The organism is Pelomonas sp. KK5 (assembly GCF_001984095.1).
GTDB lineage: Bacteria > Pseudomonadota > Gammaproteobacteria > Burkholderiales > Burkholderiaceae_C > KK5.
In genome coordinates, this window is sequence record NZ_LYVQ01000005.1 from 40,250 (window position 1) to 57,214 (window position 16,965).

At 66.6% G+C, this 16,965-nt stretch carries 12 protein-coding genes; 6 read left to right on the forward strand and 6 right to left on the reverse strand.

Features of this window, described 5'->3' with window-relative positions:
- Positions 1–2: 2 nt before the first annotated feature.
- The 5 genes from B0W88_RS01480 to B0W88_RS01500 all read right to left on the reverse strand — a co-directional run bounded on the left by B0W88_RS01480 (position 3) and on the right by B0W88_RS01500 (position 6,083).
- Positions 3–2,159 carry a TonB-dependent receptor gene (locus B0W88_RS01480; protein ID WP_077032869.1) on the reverse strand — a complete coding sequence of 719 codons (2,157 nt, stop codon included), beginning with the start codon at positions 2,157–2,159 and terminating at the stop codon, positions 3–5.
- A gap of 97 nt (positions 2,160–2,256) precedes the next feature.
- Positions 2,257–3,075 carry a helix-turn-helix transcriptional regulator gene (locus tag B0W88_RS33420; protein ID WP_077032870.1) on the reverse strand — a complete coding sequence of 273 codons (819 nt, stop codon included), beginning with the start codon at positions 3,073–3,075 and terminating at the stop codon, positions 2,257–2,259.
- 59 nt (positions 3,076–3,134) lie between these two features.
- Positions 3,135–3,674, reverse strand: a complete 540-nt coding sequence (locus B0W88_RS33425; RefSeq protein WP_158080772.1) for a GNAT family N-acetyltransferase — start codon at positions 3,672–3,674, stop codon at positions 3,135–3,137.
- Complete coding sequence (locus B0W88_RS01495; protein WP_077032883.1) at positions 3,671–4,417, reverse strand: aspartate/glutamate racemase family protein; 747 nt, start codon at positions 4,415–4,417, stop codon at positions 3,671–3,673. Before B0W88_RS01495 ends, B0W88_RS33425 begins: the two co-directional genes overlap by 4 nt.
- Before the next feature lie 61 nt (positions 4,418–4,478).
- Entirely contained in the window at positions 4,479–6,083 is a 1,605-nt protein-coding gene (locus tag B0W88_RS01500; RefSeq protein ID WP_158080773.1) for a serine hydrolase, read from the reverse strand.
- Between the two features lie 141 nt (positions 6,084–6,224).
- Here B0W88_RS01500 and B0W88_RS01505 point away from each other — a divergent pair, with 141 nt between their 5' ends.
- Genes B0W88_RS01505 through B0W88_RS01515 form a run of 3 tightly spaced genes read left to right on the forward strand, consistent with a single transcriptional unit; the run spans position 6,225 to position 9,669 of the window.
- Positions 6,225–7,868: a serine hydrolase gene (locus B0W88_RS01505; RefSeq protein ID WP_077032873.1), complete on the forward strand. Its 1,644-nt coding sequence runs from the start codon at positions 6,225–6,227 to the stop codon at positions 7,866–7,868.
- Positions 7,865–8,683, forward strand: a complete 819-nt coding sequence (locus B0W88_RS01510) for a M55 family metallopeptidase (protein ID WP_077032874.1) — start codon at positions 7,865–7,867, stop codon at positions 8,681–8,683. Before B0W88_RS01505 ends, B0W88_RS01510 begins: the two co-directional genes overlap by 4 nt.
- The gene (locus tag B0W88_RS01515; protein ID WP_198937738.1) at positions 8,683–9,669 is read left to right on the forward strand and encodes a dipeptide epimerase; all 987 of its coding nucleotides are present in this window, start codon (positions 8,683–8,685) and stop codon (positions 9,667–9,669) included. The genes B0W88_RS01510 and B0W88_RS01515 overlap by 1 nt, the downstream gene beginning before the upstream one ends.
- A gap of 88 nt (positions 9,670–9,757) precedes the next feature.
- Here B0W88_RS01515 and B0W88_RS01520 read toward each other — a convergent pair whose 3' ends face one another.
- The gene (locus B0W88_RS01520; protein WP_077032875.1) at positions 9,758–11,761 is read right to left on the reverse strand and encodes a glycoside hydrolase family 3 N-terminal domain-containing protein; all 2,004 of its coding nucleotides are present in this window, start codon (positions 11,759–11,761) and stop codon (positions 9,758–9,760) included.
- A gap of 183 nt (positions 11,762–11,944) precedes the next feature.
- Between B0W88_RS01520 and B0W88_RS01525 the strand changes: the two genes are divergently transcribed.
- From B0W88_RS01525 to B0W88_RS01535, 3 genes are all read left to right on the forward strand, one after another.
- On the forward strand, positions 11,945–12,991 hold the full coding sequence (locus tag B0W88_RS01525; RefSeq protein WP_077032876.1) for an AraC family transcriptional regulator: 1,047 nt from the start codon (positions 11,945–11,947) through the stop codon (positions 12,989–12,991).
- Between the two features lie 329 nt (positions 12,992–13,320).
- The gene (locus tag B0W88_RS33430) at positions 13,321–14,319 is read left to right on the forward strand and encodes a PIN domain-containing protein (protein WP_233151589.1); all 999 of its coding nucleotides are present in this window, start codon (positions 13,321–13,323) and stop codon (positions 14,317–14,319) included.
- Between the two features lie 2 nt (positions 14,320–14,321).
- A complete protein-coding gene (locus B0W88_RS01535; RefSeq protein WP_077032877.1) occupies positions 14,322–16,745 on the forward strand; it encodes a hypothetical protein in 2,424 nt (807 codons plus the stop codon).
- Positions 16,746–16,965: the final 220 nt, after the last annotated feature.

Consider the following 16,965-nt stretch of genomic DNA (forward strand, 5'->3'; position numbering starts at 1 on the left):
TGTCAGAAGGAGGAGCCGAGGCGGAGCTCGACGGTGCGGGGCGCGGCGTAGGTCTCCACATCGGCGAAGCCGGCGGAGTAGTTCCGGTTCGTCATGTAGGTCTTGTTGCCGAGATTGCGGCCGATCAGCGCGAGCCAGGTCCTGCGATCCGCGAAGCTGTAGCGGACGTTGGCGTTCACCAGGGTCACCGGGCCGCGTCGCTCCAGGCTCGGGTTCTGCAGCGCGGGGAAGATCACGCTGGTCTGGCGGTTCACCTCCGCCCGCAGCGTCAGCGCATCGCCGCGGCCCAGGCCGACACGGTACTGGGCGCCGGCGGTGCCGCTGAACTTCGGCGACAGCGGCAGCGGCATGCCGCTCAGGTCGGTGCCGGTGGCCGGCGAGAGATAGTCCTTCAACGCGCTGTCCACGTAGGCCATGTTCAGGTCCAGGCTGAGGTCGCGCGTCGGGTGGGCGACGAAGGCCATCTCCACGCCCTTCACCGTGGCCTTGGCCACGTTCGAGATCGGCGCCTGGTTGCCCACCACCGTGCGCAGTTGCAGGTCGGTGTAGTCGTAGTAGAAGCCCGCCAGGTCCATCTCAAGCGCGCCGCCGAGCAGCACGCTCTTGCTGCCGAACTCGTAGGCGGTGATCTTCTCGGGCTTGTAGGTCTTGATCGGCGGGTTGAAGTTCACGCCGCCGCTCTTGAAGCCTGCCGTCACGCTGGCGTAGAGCATGTGGGCCTTCGACGGGCGGAACTGCACCAGGGCCTTGGGCGTGAAGCGGCCCGAGGACGTCGCGCCGGATCCCGAGAAAGGCACCATCTGGAAGGTATCGAAATCGATGTCCGCACCGCGAGAGTCGCCGGAGAGCTTTTCCTTCGTGTAGCGCGCACCGCCGACCAGGGTCCACTGCTCGTTCAGCGCATAGCTGAGCTCGCCGAAGACCGCGCCGCTGCGCGACTTCGCATTGAAGGCGCCGGTGTAGTAGGTGAACGGCGTCAGGTCGTCCGGGTAGGACATCGAGTCTTCGACGGTCGTGCCGCCCGAGGTCTTCTCCTGCGAGAAGTACAGGCCGGTAGTCCAGGACAGGCCGCGCGCCGAGCCCCCGCTGAGCTGCAACTCCTGCGACCAGAAGTCGGACTTGTCCTGGCCACCGGTGCGCTCGATGAAGCCGCCGGTGCCGTCGGCGTCATAGCGGTTGCGGCTGTCGTAGTTGACGACGCCGGTGATGCTCTTGAGCTCGATGCCGCCGCCGAGGTCGGCCGTCAATTGCAGGGAGAAGATGCTGCCGCGGCGGTGGACATCGGGGGGCGTGTCGGTCTCGATGCGGCGCACGCTCTGGCGCTGCGGCGGGTTCAGCGAATTCGCGTAGTTCGGCGTCAGCGGATTGCCGGAGACGCCGTAGCCCACCGTGCCCTTGTCGTCGACGAACTGCGCGGTGAGCCGGGCCTCGACGCCGTCTGCGAGCTGGAACACGCCCTTGATGCGGGCCGCCTGGAAATTGCGAGCGTCGATAGTGCCGCCGGCGGCATTCAGGTTCTCGGTGTAGCCGTCATCCTTGGTGGAGGCGGCACTGATGCGCAGGGCCGCCTTGTCGCCCAGGTGCAGGTTGACGCCGGCCTGGGCGCGCACCAGATGGTCGGTGCCGACGCCGACGAAGCCGTCGAAGCCGCTGCCCTGGCCCGGGTCGCGCGAGATGTAGTTGACGACGCCGGCCGTGGCGTTGCGACCATAGAGCGTGCCCTCGGGGCCTTTCAGCACCTCCACGCGGCCCAGGTCGAAGACCTCGCCCAGCGCCAGTTCGGGCCGGGGGAGGTAGACGCCGTCGAGGTGGACGGCCGTGGACGGGCCGCCACCGCGCTGGTTGGCGTTGTTGCTGACGCCGCGGATGGCGATCTGGTTGCCCGGCCCGCTGACGGCGGCGACGCCCGGCAGCTTGTACTGCAACTGCTCGAAGGTGGAAACGCCCGAGGACTCCAGCGCCAGGCCGGAGATCACGTTCAGCGACTGGGGCACGTCCTGACCCCGTTCCTCGCGTTTGCGGGCGGTGACGACGACATGCTCCAGTTCGGTCGCGGCGGCCGCGGTGACCGACGCGTCCTCGGCCAGGGCCGGCGTACCGAAACAGAAGCAGGCGATCGGCGTGGCCGTCGCGGCGAGGGCTATGGACTTGAGTCTCATCAGGAATGCTCCACGGGTTCGAAAGCTGTTGTCTGGTTCACAGCTTAGGAACGCGGCCCCTGACGGGCCATAGCAAGAACCTGACGGGGGACGAACCCTAGGCCGCCTGCCCGGCCAGCGTGCTCAGGAACAGCGAGAACAGCTGGCTCTGCGAATGGATCTCCAGCTTCTCGTACACATTGCGCTTGTGGTTGGTCACCGTGCCCTCGCTGATGCTCAGCTCGTGGGCGATCAGCTTGGAGGAATGGCCGCGCAGCGACAGGCCGATCACCTCGATCTCGCGCGGCGTCAGCTGCCCGGGCTTCATGTTGCGGATCACGCCGTCGATGCCGCCCGCGGACTGGATCGGCGAGGCGGTGGCGTCGGCCTGCGCCCGATCGCGCCAGGCCCAGTGCCGCTGGATCGCACTGCGGACCATCGGCTCCAGCGACTCCAGGCCCGCGATCTCGTCGGTGGTGAACTTCTCCAGCGGCGCCTCGCGCTCCACGAACACATGGACCGAGCGGCCAGGCGCCAGCGGCACGACGAAATGCAGCTCATCCAGCACATTGACGCCGTTGTAGAAGGCCAGGAAGAACTCGCTGTCCTTGAAGGCCTCGGGCGTGACGCCGGCGAAGGTCAGCACGCCGTGCCGGCCTTCCGTCATGTCCGCGATGTAGAACGGGTCCAGCATGAACAGGCCGCTGGTGTACGGCTCCATCTGCTTGCGCAGGCGATCGATGTCCAGGTTGGTGAAAACCAGATCGGCGGCGAAGCCCTGTCGGTAGGCAAACACGATCAGGTTCGTGAAGTCCAGCCGGGCACGCAGGCCGTCCGCCAGCTCGGCCAGGAGGCGGTCGGAGTCCAGCGTGTCGATCAGCCGGGCCGCGAACTGCGCGATCGGAGGGGAGCCTGCCGGCGGGAGCAAGGGGGCCATGCGAGCTGATGCGTTGAAAGTGCCCGTTATGTTACGGGCTCGCAGGCCACGCCACGCTCTCAGGGCAGTTCGGGGTTGCTCCATTCGACGCGCGCGGCGAGATCGCTGTTGTCGGCGTGGCGGAAGTAGCCCGGCACGAGGGCCGTGACCCGGCCAGGCCGGCCTCCCACGCAGGCCGACGCCACGCGGGCCTCGCTGGCGACCGGCGGAAAGAACACGAGCGTGCGCTTGCCCGCGGCGAAGCACAGCGCGCCGATCCGCTCGATCAGCGCTTGGGTGAGTCCACGGGCCAGCCATGAGGGCTCGACGGCGATGTTCACCCCGACGACCAGTTCCCCGAACGGCGTCAGCGATGCGCCCGCGTCCTCGGCGCCGATCGCCTGCGCCCAGGTGGCGATCTCGCGCGGGTGGCTGCAGACGGTCCAGACCGAGCCGACGATGGCGCCGTCTGCTTCGGCCACGAGATTGCCGAACGGGTGCGCCAGGATGCGCGCGCGCAGCCGCTCCTCGCTCGCAGCCGCTTCCGCGCCCCAGGCGAGCCCGTCGAGGCGCGCGCAGGCGGCGGCGTCGTCCGGCCGCGCCATGCGGAACGCAATCATTGCAGCTCCGTGCGGCGGGACCAGGCCACCGCCGCACGCGCCAGCGCGTCGGTGGCATCCACCAGGACGCAGCCGGCGGCCTCTTCGTCCAGGGCCAGCGGGATCTCGGTGCACCCCATCACCACGGCCTGCGCGCCGCGAGCGGCGAGTGATCGCGCAGCCAGGCGCAGGGCCTGGCGGGCCTCCTCGATGCGGCCCGCCTTCACGGCCGCGATGGCCGGCGTCACGAGCGTCCGCATCTCGTCCGGCGTGGGGCTGAGCCAGTCGATCGTCAACCGGGCGCTCGCGGTACGCGCCGCGTAGAGGCCGGACCCGAGCGTCGCCTCGGTGGCGAGCAGACCGACCCTGGTCGCAGTGGACGCCTCCGTCGGGATCTGCCGGATCGCCGCATCCACGATGTGCAGCATCGGCACGACCAGTTCGGACTGCAGTTCGTCGAACCACAGGTGCGCCGTGTTGCAGGGCATCACGATGACGTCCACGCCGGCTTCGATCAGGCGTCGGCCGCTCTCGACCAGGGCCTGCAGGGGCGAGGGGCCGCGGCCCTGGAAGGCGGCCGTCCGGTCCGGGATCTGCGGCACGCTGGCGACGACGACGGGCACATGGTCCTGGTCGATCGCCGCGGGCGTGTGGGCCAGCATCTTGCGCATGAAGTCGATCGTGGCCAGCGGCCCCATGCCGCCCAGCACGCCGACCAGGCCGCCCGTCGACGGGCCGTTCGCGATCGATCGGCCCGCGGGCATCTGCCGCGTCGGCCCCAGGCGGCGTCCGGCGGGGCTTCTTGAGGGCTGCTGGATCAGCATCTCAGCCCTCCCCCCGCTCGAAGACCGTGCGGCGGGTGCGCGACGTGCTGACGACGATGGCCTGCAGCACACCGGCCCGTCGGCCGAGCCGCGCCAGCATGCCGCCCGGGAAGGCCGTCGGCCAGAAGCGAAGCAACTCGGGTTCCAGCAATTCGGCGGGATACAGCGCGCCGCCGTATTCGCCCTGGAAGCGCAGGGCCGGCTGGCCACCGTCCAGTTCCAGGCGCACCCGCGCAGCGGCGTCCCCGCTGTGGAACCAGTGGCACGCATCGGGCGACAGCGAGCCCGGATCCGGCTTGTCCATGTCCAGCCGGCGCGCCGGGCGCCAGGTGCCGGCGTCGCGATACTCGATGAGCGCGCCGCCGGGGCGCGAGGGCTCGGGCCAGCGGAAGCGCATGCCACCGGTCCCGACATCGGCCACGAAGGGCAGCATGCCGTCGTCGGGCGCCGCGGCGTCCGGCGCGAACGGCGCCCCGCCGAACAGGCTCAGGCCCAGCGCGCCGTCCATGTCCGCGAAGCCGAAGAGCAGGCCACTCTCTTCCGCGACGTAACGCCCGAGAAGCGTCGGGTGATGCTGCGTGCGCGGCCCGTCGACCGCGGCGGCGAGGCGCGCGCCGAGCACCGTCTCGATCACCTTCAGGCCCATGCCGATGGCCGGGCCGGCGCGATTGAAGGCGACGACCACGTCCAGGTCTTCTTCCGGCAGCATGAACAGCGAACTGGACGCCCCCGGCATGCCACCCGCGTGCTGCACCACGCGCAGCCCGCGCCAGCGCTCGGTGATCAGGCCGAGGCCATAGTCCGATGCGAATCCATTGGCCAGCCGCGTAGGAAGGGCCATGGCAGACAGCGCCACCGGCCCCGTCGAGGTGCGGAGCCAGGTGGCCCAGCGCAGCAGGTCGTCGGCGGTGGAGACCAGCCCGCCATCGCCGTACAGGTCGTCGGAGATCGCGATGCCGTGGCGCCAGCCGGGCGGGCTCGGCAGGTAGGTCGCTGCCTCGCCCGTACGAAGCGGCCAGCGGTGCGGCGGCAGGCAGGTGCCGGTCATCGACAGCGGCTCGAAGAAGCGGCGGGCAAGGAACTCGCCCAGCGGCATGCCGCTCGCGCGCTCGATCGCCAGCGACAGCAGCAGGTAGCCGCCATTGCTGTAGCTGGAGCCGGTGCCGGGCGCGAAGTTCAGGGCATGCTGGCGCCGCTGAATCCGTTCGGCCATACCGGCGGGCAGCGTCACATAACCGTTGAAGACCCACTGGTCCAGGTAGCAGCGCACGCCGCCGGTGTGCGTCATCAGCTGGCGCAGCGTGGGGCTGGCCTGCTCGCCCTGCAATCCTTCGACGAGGCTGCCGATCGGCGCCTCCAGCGACAGCGCGCCTTCGTGTGCGAGCAGCAGCAGCGCCGCGCAGACGAACTGCTTGCTGATCGAGCCCACCGGCATCGGCGTGCCCGCCTGCAGCGCCACGCCCTGCTCGACGCTGGCCATGCCGAAGGCGCCGCGGTAGACCGTGCGGCCGCCGCGGGCGACCGCCACCGTGCAGCCGGGCGCATCGGCCCTGCGGAACGGGGCGAAAAGCCCGTCGAGGGCGGCCGTCAGTTCTTGCTCTGCCATGAAGAAGAAGCGCATCGTTGCTGGGAATGGGGCCATCCTAGGCCGCTCCGCGCCGCCTGCCATGTCAAGAACTCGCTATGGCCGCCACCGCACCGCCCGCCAAAATCGACCGCAATCCCAGGCACAACGAGATCCCGACCCATGTCCGCGAGCCCCATTGCCGACGACCTGAGCGCCCAGCTCGACGGTCTCTTCGAACCCGCCAGGCGCAGCGATGCCCCGGGCCTCATCGTCGGCGTGGCGCTGAACGGGCGGGCCGTCTACCGGCGCGCCTTCGGCATGGCCAGCGTGCAGCACGGCGTCGCCAACCGGCCGCAGACGCGGATCCGCATCGCCTCGATCAGCAAGCACTTCACCTGCCTGGCGGCGCTGCTGCTGGCCGAGGACGGCCTGCTCGACCTGGACGCACCGGTAACGCGTTACCTGAGCGGCGTCCGCTCGCGCCGCGGCGTGCCGACGCTCAGGCAGTTCATGACGCACACCAGCGGCTACCGCTGCACGCTGGACATGGGTACGCTGGCCAACGGCACCGCCGTGCAGCCGAACGAATGGCAGCTCGCGGCCCTGCTGCGGCAGGGCGAGGCCAACTTCGCACCGGGCGAGGGCCAGATCTACAGCAACGGGACCTACCACGCGCTGTCGCTGGTGATCGAGCAGGTGGCGGGCATGCCCTTCGAGCGCTTCCTGAAGACGCGCATCTTCGAGCCGCTGGGCATGCAAGACACCGACTCGATCCCGAACGACGCGCTGATGGTGCCCGGCCTCGCCTCGCCCCATGTGCCGGCGCCCGAGGGCGGCTGGATGCGGCCACCCTCCGACGCCGACCTGCGCGGCGACGGTGGCATGGTCTCGACCGTCGACGACATGCTGCGTTGGCTGGCCCACCTGCGCGGCAGCGACAAGCGGGTCGGCACGGCGGAGACCTGGCGCCAGATGCTGGAGCCGGCGACGCTCGCAAACGGGCTCCAGTCGACGTACGCGCTGGGCCTGAAGCGGCATGCCTATCGCGGCCACGAGATCATCCACCACTCGGGCGGCCTGTTCGGCCTGAACGGCCAGATGCTGACCGTGCCGGGGCTGGGGCTCGATCTCGTCGTGCTGGTCAACGGAGCTCCGCTGAGCGCGACGAACCTCGGGTGGCGCATCGTCGATGCCGTGCTCGGTGATGCGCCGGGCTCCGCGCCTGCGCCGGTCCTCGCCAGCATCGCGGGCCTGGAGCATCTGGCGGGCGCTCGCTACCAGGCGGAGTCCGGTCTGCTGATCGGCTTCGACGAGGTCCAGGGCAAGCTGGGCGTGTCACTGTTCCACATGCCGCCGATTCCTCTGCTGTTCGACCAGGGCGACCAATTGCGCGCCGGCTTCGAGAGCATCGGCCTGGGCCCGTATGTGCTGGCCAGGAAAGACCTGGCCCCGGAGAACGGCCAGGCGCCTCGCGCACTGCGGATAGAGGTGGGCGGGACCGTCGAGTCCATGAGGCGACTCGACGCCGCCGAGGTCCTGGACCGCAGCGCCCTGGTCGGTCGTTACTGGTGCGAGGATCTCCAGGCCTCCGCCGAGATTCACGCAGATGCGCCCGATGTCCTGCGCATGCAGGGCGACTACAGCGCCGCCCGCGGCCTGGCGATCACGGCGCTGGGGGGCAGCACCTTCGGGCTCGAAGAGCAGCAGTCGCCGGGCACGCGCTACCCGCTCACCGCCCAGGTCGAGAGGAACCAGGTCACCGGCTTCCGGATCGACACCTACCGTGCGCGCCGGCTCTGGTTCGTCCGGAGGACCGGCGCATGAAGGTCTACCTCAGCGCGGACATCGAGGGCATCGCCTGCATCTCGGCGCCCTCGGAATGCGATATGAACAGCCCGGACTACCCGCCGATGCGGGCGCAGATGACGGCCGAGGTGGCCGCCGCCTGCGAGGCCGCGTTCGACGCCGGCACGCGCGAGATCGTCGTCAAGGACGCGCACTGGACGGGTCGCAACATCGATCCGCGCGGTCTGCATACGCCTGAAGGCAAGTCCCTGCAACTGATCCGCGGCTGGAGCGGCCATCCCTTCTCGATGGTGCAAGGCATCGACGCGAGCTTCCAGCGCGCATTGTTCGTCGGCTACCACTCGGCGGCCGGCTCCGGCGGCAATCCCTTGGCCCATACGGTCAGCGGACGGCTGTTCAGCCGCATCGAGCTCAACGGCCGGACGGCCTCGGAGTTCTACCTGTTCGCCCTCGCAGCGGCCAGCATGGGCGTGCCGGTCTGCTTCCTCTCCGGCGACCAGGCGCAGTGCGAAGAGGCAGGGCAGTTGATCGACGGCATCACGACCGTGGCGACGCTGCGCGGCGAGGGACCGTCCGCCGTCTCGCTGCTGCCCGATGCGGCGGTACGCCAGATCCGGGACGGCGTGCGGCGCGCGATCGCCGGACCGCTTCCAGCGCTGCTGCCGATGCCGCGCGACTTCGTATTCAAGCTGAGCTTCGCGAAGGCCGCGGAGGCCTATGCGCGGTCCTTCATTCCCGGCGTGAGGCAGGTCTCCGACACCCAGTTGCTGCTGGAAACCAGCAACTATTTCGACGTACTCACGGTGCTGAAGATCGCCGCGCGGATGCAATGATGAAGCTGCAGATCGAGAGCCGCATCGAACGGTTGCCGATGCGGGAACCCTTCATGCTGGCGCGCGGGACGGTCTTCGAGATCGAGGTGCTGGTGGTCGAGGTGCGTGACCACGAAGGGCACGTGGGCCGGGGCGAGGCGCCGGGCCTGCCCTACATGGGCGAGACCGGCACGTCGATGGCGGAGCAGATCGCCAGTGTGGCCACGCAGGTGGAACACGATACGACGGGAGAACCTCTGCTGAAGCTGCTCCCGGCGGGAGGAGCCCGCAATGCACTCGATTGCGCGCTATGGGACCTGCGGGCCAAGCGCGAACGGCGGCGGGCCTGGCGACTGGCCGGAATCGCCCCTTGGGCACCTGTCCGCACTGCGGTGACCCTGGGTATCGGCGACGACGAGGACTTCCGGCGACGGGTTCTCGCCCACGCACACATGCCGATCCTGAAGATCAAGGTAAATCGCGACCGGCATGTGGACCTGGTCGAAATCGCCCGGGAACTGCATCCGACTGCGCGCCTGATCGTCGACGCCAACCAGGCCTGGGATCGGGACCTGCTGGACCGGCTGACACCGGAACTGCATCGCCTGGGCGTCGAACTGGTCGAGCAGCCCGTTCCCCGATGGGGAGACGAGCAGTTGCGCGGGCATCGCGCTCCTTTCGCTCTTGCTGCGGACGAGTCCTGCACCGACCGGCATTCACTCGATCGCCTGCAGGGGCTGTACAGCCACGTCAGCATCAAGCTCGACAAGAGCGGCGGCCTGACGGAAGGGCTGGCCCTGGCGAGCCAAGCCCGCGATCTTGGCTTCCGTCTCATGGTCGGCAATATGGGCGGGACCTCGCTCGCGATGGCGCCTCACTTCCTGATCGCGCAGCTGTGCGACTACGTCGACCTCGACGCACCGCTGCTCTTCACGCGCGATCGGGAATCGCCTCTGATCTACGACGGTGCCAGCATCCAGCCACCGGAGACAGCCTTGTGGGGCTGAATCCGCGCAGGACCACGCCAGGCTGTCCGCCCTCAATGGCCCGGCTCACGCGCCTGGTCCGGGATCGCGCCGAGGTCGTCCTGCGCGATCAGTAGCTCAGGCCGAAGCCAAGGGCAAAGAGCGGATGCGCGGTGTCGTGCGGCATATCGGACTTCTGCACGGAGACTTCGTCCATCGACGAAGGCAGTTCGAATGGCAGCTTGCCCTGGGGCTTGCCCTTGCCCGTGATGACGTCGAAGAGCGCTGTGTCGGTCGCGCCGAAGTTGGCGAGGATCGCGCTCGACTTGCCCGTGACGTTGGACAGGATCGCCGGTCGGTCCATGTAGATGGACACGATGGATTTCGGGGCCGCGGCGGCCGCCTTGATCGCCTCGTAGTCCGCGTCACCATCGGCGAAGTTCAATCGACCCTCGTGCAGCAACAGCCCGAACATGTAGTTCGGATGCAGCAACTCATGGGGCGTGCTCACCCGGACAATGGCGACGTCAGCGGCGGCCGGGCTGTCCACCACGGTGAAGCCGTAGCTTGCGGCCACCGACGCGTCGATGCCGTACAGCCACACCTTCTTGCCGCTGACCTGCATCGGCAGCGTACTGGCGTTGTTCTGCAGCAGCACCATCGCGCGTCGCTGGACGTCGAGCGCTTCGGCCTTGAAGCCGGCGTTGCCGACGGTCGTCTTCGCTTTCTCGAGGTCGACGGATGACTGCTCGAAGAGCCCCTGCTGAAACTTCTGCAGAAGGATGCGATAGGCCGAGTCGTTGATCCTTGCCTCGGTCAGCAGCCCCTGCTGCACGGCCTGGATCAGGTACTCCGGCTCGGTGACGCCACCGAACTGGTCCAGGCCCGCGTTGACTGCCTTGACGTAGCGGTCGAGCTTGGTTGCCGTCTCCATCCCCCATGGCGTGCCGAGCCCGATGAAGGAAGGCATGCCCGCCGCGCCGTTCAGGCAGGCCTCATCGCAATCGGCGGTGATCAGCCAGTCGGACAGCACCACGCCCTTGAACCCGTACTGGCCCCTCAGCAGATCGGTCACCATGGCCTTGCTGAAGCCGGCGCCCACCGGTTCGAGCGTCACACCGTTGACCGTGTAGGTCCCGTCGGGCATGGAGTAGGTCGGCATGACCGACCCGGCCTTCGCGGCAAAGGCGCCCTCGAATGCCTTGAGGTGCATGTCGAGGTTGTTGCCCGGGAAGGTCATGAAGCGGCCGTAGTGCGTGTGCGAGTCCCAGCCGTCCTTGGCCGCCCCGTAGCCGCCCCAGTGCTTGACCACGGCAACGACGCTCTTCGGATTCAGGCCGTCGGAGCCGCCCTGGAAGCCTTCGATGTAGGCCTGAACCTGGGCCTTCACGATGTTCACATCCTCGCCGAAGGTGCCGTTGACGCGGGGCCAGCGGGGCTCGGTGGACAGGTCCGCCTGCGGCGACAGCGCTTGAGTGAGGCCGACGGCGCGGTACTCCTGCCGTGCGATCTCGCCGAAGCGCTTCGTCTGCGCAGCATCGTTGAGCGCCGCGAAGCCAAGCGTTTCCGGCCACTGCGAGAAGCCGCCGTTGCCGGCGCTCGCGCCCACCGTGTACTGGAAGTGATGCCGGGGGTCCGTGCTGATCGACACCGGGATACCCAGCCGCGACTGTTCAGCCAGCTGCTGGATCCGGTTGTACTGCTCCGCCATCGTCTGAGCATCGCCGCTCATGCGTGTGATGAAGGTGTTGACGTACTTCGTGTTGACCAGCGCATCGAGCGCCACGAGATCGTAGGACGTGCCGGTGCCTGCACCGGTCGTATCGTCGGCAACCGGCGCCGTGCCGTGCATCATCAGGCCGGCCTTCTCGGCCAGCGTCATGCGGCCGACGAGATCCTTGGCACGTGCATCGGCCGACAGGCGCCAGTCCTCGTAGGGTTCGAGCTTGCCATCCTTGTTCAGGTCCTTGAACTTGTAGCCGTCCGCGGCGAGCAGCGGCACGCTGGTCGCGCCGAAATCGGGCTGAGTCAGGCTGCTATCTCCATCGATGCACCCGGCAAGTCCGAGCGCCAGTGATGAGCCGGCGAACCAATAGATGGATGTCCGCAAAGCGGGCTCCGTACGTACGCGCATCCATGTCTCCTTAGTAATCGTTAACGTCTTGTGCCATCGTCTTATCGAAGGCTGTCATACATTAACGAAACATTAAGAATTCCGTTTGATCGCCGGGGGCAGGTCTTTGCATTCGGGAGCACGTGCCGCGCGCGAGCGGATGGCCAGGCGACCAGGGCGGAGAAAAACCAAAGGAGATGTCCCATGCTCGCCAGCAGTGCGCTCAAGGACCGCACGGTGTCGAACGGTGTCGCGCGGGCGGCGATGCTGTACGCGGAAAAGGCCGGCCTCTCGCCGGCGCAGTTCAGCGCCCGCACCGGTATCGCGCAAGCCGATCTCGCAGACCCCAAGGGCCGCATCGATGGCGAACGCCACCGGCGCACCGTCGAACTCATGGCGTCGCTTCCGCTGCAGCTGACGTATCAGCTGGCCGACGGCGACGCGTTCTTCGAGAGCCTCCCGCTGATCGGGAACCCCTGCCTGAATGCACCGACGCTGCGCGACGCACTCGGCTCATTCGCCCGGTTCAGGCCGATAGCCGGCGAATTCGACCATCTGCTCGCCAGCCACGACGCAGGCACCATCCGCTTCGAGTACATACCCGAGTTCGCGCCAAGCCGCGACTTTCAGGCGCTCTTTCATTTCGTCGCGCTGGCAGTCCTGGTTCGCGCCTACGACCTGGGCCGCGAGACGCAGTTCGAGGTGGAACTGACTGGCGACGAAACGCCCAACCGGCGCCACCTGGCCGAGCTCTTCGGCACAAGGCCGCGCTTCGGATGCGCAGCCAACCGCATGCTGTTCGCCGCGCCTCACCTGGATGCACGGGCTTCCTTCTACAACTCAAGGATCGCATCGGCGATCCTGCAGCAGTCCCAGCAGGAACTACAGCGGATTCGCCGTCACGGTCTCGCACCGGTTGTCGAGGAGCGGATTCGCAAGCTGATCGCCGACGACGCACTCGACCTCCAGGGCGCAATGCTTCTTCAGCACTTGTGTGCGCAGCTCGACACCTCGCGCTGGTCACTGAACCGGCGCTTGCAGCAGGAGGGCACGAACTTCAGCCAGTTGGAGTTGAAGGTGCGGCTGGAGGAATCTCGTCGCCTGCTCTGCAGCACCAGTCTCGGCATGGCCGAGATCAGCAGCCGCCTCGGCTTCACCTCGCAGAGCGCGTTCACGCGATTCTTCCGCGCCCAGCACGGCTTGGCACCGACCGCCTTTCGCCAACGCGCGCATGGCGGCGAGGCCGTATAGCTGCACCTTGTTGCCGTTGGGAGCGGCTCGAGGCACACGCCCTATCGCTAGTCGTACTGGCTGCCCCTCGACACAATTCGGCGGCCCGGTGCTTTGCGATGGGCCAGTTCATGTCGGCAACAGGCTGGGAGCGGTAGTTCACGACGGTCTGCTTTCTGCGCAGTCAGTCGAACGCCGAGCTTGGCTCGATGTGGTCGGGGGGCCTTGACGCCGGCACGTTACCCTTGCGGGAGGTTGCGCTGGGAGCCGCCCCGTTCGTGATGCCAGCGCACTGGCCCGGTGGCGGCTACGGCACTTGGTCTAACATCATCGGCGCCTGATTGGCGCTGGTGCGCCGCGAGGCGTTTCATATGCCCATGCCGATCTTTCACGTCATCCTCGACACCAGCGTCCTGAGACCGGCGCAGTTCCCGTCCAGCCTGTTCGATAGGCTGCTACGGCGCGTGAACCAGGGAGTGATGAAGCTCTACATCCCCGAGGTGGTGCTGGAAGAGCGGCGCACGCAGATGCTGTACGAATTCAACACGCATGCGGAACAGGCGCGCGGCGCGCTGTTGAAGATGGCGGAGTCACCGCTGAGCATGCTGGTGCAAGGAATTCCCATACCGACGAGCGTGGATCTGCCGACGCGCGAAGACGTCGACCGCAACTCGCGCGCGATCTTTCGGAAGTACCTAGAGGACAGGAAAGTGGAAATCCTGCCGTTCACGGAGGAACACGCCAAGCAGGCCTTTGAGCGGTACATGCACGGCAGGCCGCCGTTCAGGCCAGCTCAAGACCGGGAGCCCGAGCGCAAGCACATCCCGGATTCCTGGATCTTTGAGGCAGCCCTGGAGCTCAAGGTGAGATCAGGGCGCCACTGCGTGCTGGTCAAGGACGGCCGATTCGAGCTCGCGCTGCAGGATGCCGGTTTCGAAGTGTTTAGGAGGATCGATTTGCTGGACCAGGCGATTGAGGAAGCAACCGCCGTCGTCCCGATCCGCCAGGCCGGGCCCGCTGCCGATCCAGGAACGGTGTCGTCGGCAGAAGCCAGTCTGGAGCCAGCGCTGTCGACACTGGACAGGCTGCGTGCGGACACCTTTAAGGACTTCGACGTCGTCTTGATCGGCATGAACGAGGCTTTGAACAACCCCGACAAGGAAAAGCTATTCTCGACGCTTGAGAGTCTTGATGTCGACCGGGCGAAGGCAGAGTTGATGGCCAATACGCTGGTGGCATGGGGCGTGTTCAGGGAGGTTGGCAATCGGCTCCTGCCGACCAATCTCCAGTTGGCTCAAGGCATGGCGGCTGAACCCGCGGTCCGCGCGCTGCTGATGAGGTTGATCTGACGATGGACTTCGATCTCCGCCTCGCAGCTCTCGCCAACCTGGTGACCGACCCTTCGCCGGTGGTCGAAGCCAAGTTGCTGACCGAGTTGGATCGGGTTGAAGGTGTCCTGAACACCGGCACCGAGTACGACGAACTCACCGCGGCATTGAAAGTGCTGGCCGTCCTGGCGACGCGTTTCAGCTACCGCGTCTTGCCCATGCTGACCGCTTTCGTTCGCTCGGTGCAGCAGCGGCAGTTGACCTGGGGTGGCGAACCGGTCGCTGCCAGCCATCGAAGGTACCGCTCGTCTGAGCAACTGATCCGCGATGCTGTCGACGTTCCGCAGGCGGTGCGTTATGTCCACATCGATGCGCTGATGGACTTTCTGTTGGAGATCGCGCGCTCTGACGACTCCGACACCCGCAACAAGGCGGAGCGCGCGCTGGAATCGCTGGCCACTTTCGACCTGAACCTGTTCTATGGCAATCCGCCACTGGGAGCGCGGCCGCAGCAGGAGATCGTCGAGTATTTGGCCAGGATGGAGGATGGGCCGCTGCTCGCCATCTCGGGCATCGCGCTGAACATGCTCCGTCAAGTGCTGTCGCCCGCGATCGAAGGCCACACTTGGACTTACAACGCAGTGAACATCAGCCGTGGTGGCGTGCAGGCAGGAGGAGGCGTCGTCGAGATGCGAGACGCCGCTATCGCCCTGCTCAAGCGAATGTTCATGCTGAGCGAGGATGTACCACACCGCGAACGCGTGTTGCAGACATTCGGGTCAGCAACTCGCCGCGAACGTCCAAGCAGCGATGTCCGGACCTTAGAGATGTTTGAGCGCAATGCCATCGAGGTCTTGAACTTCCTTCGAGACCAAGTGTCAACGCAGGAACTGCAGGTCGTCCAGTCCATCGAACACGATGCCTATTGGAATTTCTATCACTCGGCCTCTCAGCCAATTGCGGCCGCAGCCCTGGAGATTCGTGACGCGATCGCCCAGCTCAGCGAGTACACGATCTATAAGGACCTAATCGGCTTCGAAGGCATCCATGGGGTCTGGGAGGAACTCAAGAGTTCCCAGAACGACTGGGAGAACGGTGACAAGGTCAGGCGCGCCGCGGCCGAGCGGTACCTCCAAGAGATCACTCCGGAAACCTACCAAGAGTGGCGAGCGCGCATTTTGGAGTTCGCCAAGACCCGGTCTGACGATCTGGCTATGTTTCCGATCTTCTACGACTTCCTGAGGTCACTGGCGCAGCGGATGCCGGGCATGGCACTGGACCTGTTGCAGAACGATGAGGGCCGGATGCAGCCTTTCGAGATTGCGTTGCTGCGCGGCCTGTGGGAGAGCGACCGTGCGGCAGATGCACTGACGTTGGTGAAAGGCTGGATGGTCGTCGACCGGTCCAAGCTATCTGCGATTGCCAAGTCCTTGAACGTCGACCAGCACCCGCGCTTTGAGCTACTGGCCGAAATCATGGACGAGGCCTCGAAAGTAGAGGACAAGGAAGGTACGGCCGCCATCGTTGAGTCTATGGGTGTTGCCGCTCGCCAGTTCAGCCTCGGCCATGCAGAAGCCAAGGGGATCTTCCAGAAGGGGATGCGGTTGGTGACGGCTCGCAATGATCCGCGCTGGGTCAACGTGGTGTGGTTCAGCCGGGACATCAGCAAACTGGTCGAGGCCATGGATGCGGACGAGCGCAACGAGGTGCTGGCCAGCATCGTATCGGTCAGGAAGATCGGCTATGAGACTGAGGAAGTGCTGGCCGCCATCGGCAAGACTGATCCAAAGGCGGTGCTCGACTTCATGATGACCCGCGTGCGCTCAGAGCGGGCGCGCGAAGAGGAACCCGGCCTCACTGACGGCGAGGAGGTTCGCTTCGAAGCTATTCCCTACAACTTGCACAGGGTGGACAAGCTCCTGTCGACGCTGCCGGGCGAGTTACTGCGGGCCGTACGCGCGGATTTCACGTCTGACGACGCGAGTATGTTCCCGTACTACGGTGGGGCGCGGCTCATCAAGGCCGTGTTTCCTGACTTCGACGCGGCCTTGCAGGCTGAACTGCTGTCATTCAGTAAGACGGGGCATCCGACCGACATTGATTTCGTGATCGGTGTAGTGCGCACGTACGCCGGCGACGCGCCGGTCCTCGACATCTGCAAGGAGATCATCAAGATGGTCCCGGAGCGATCCTCGGCCTGGGGCGAGGTGGCCGCAGCGATCGAGAGCACCGGCGTCGTGCGGGGCGAGTACGGCATGCTGGAGGCCTTTCAGGCGAAACGCGCCGAAATCGCCGCCTGGAAGAATGACGAGAGCCCACGCGTGCAGGCTTTCGCCGTCTGGCTCATCGAAAGCATTGACCAGATGATCGTCAGCGAACGCCAGCGCGCGGAGGCCGGCATCGAGCTACGCAAGCACCGCTACGGCGTCGGCACCGATCCAACGTAGCGCAAGGAGGCATTGTTTATGTCGCGCAGCTGGGGTGACGTGCGTGACTCAAACAGGACCTGGGCACACCTGGCTTAGCGGCTTAGCGGCTTAGCGGCTTAGCGGCTTAGCGGCTTAGCACGATGAAGATACGCATCGAAGCTCATTTCTGCTGCCGGCGCACGCAGGACTTAAACGTTGAACGACGGTTTTGGAGCGTCTAGTTGGATGAACCCGGAAG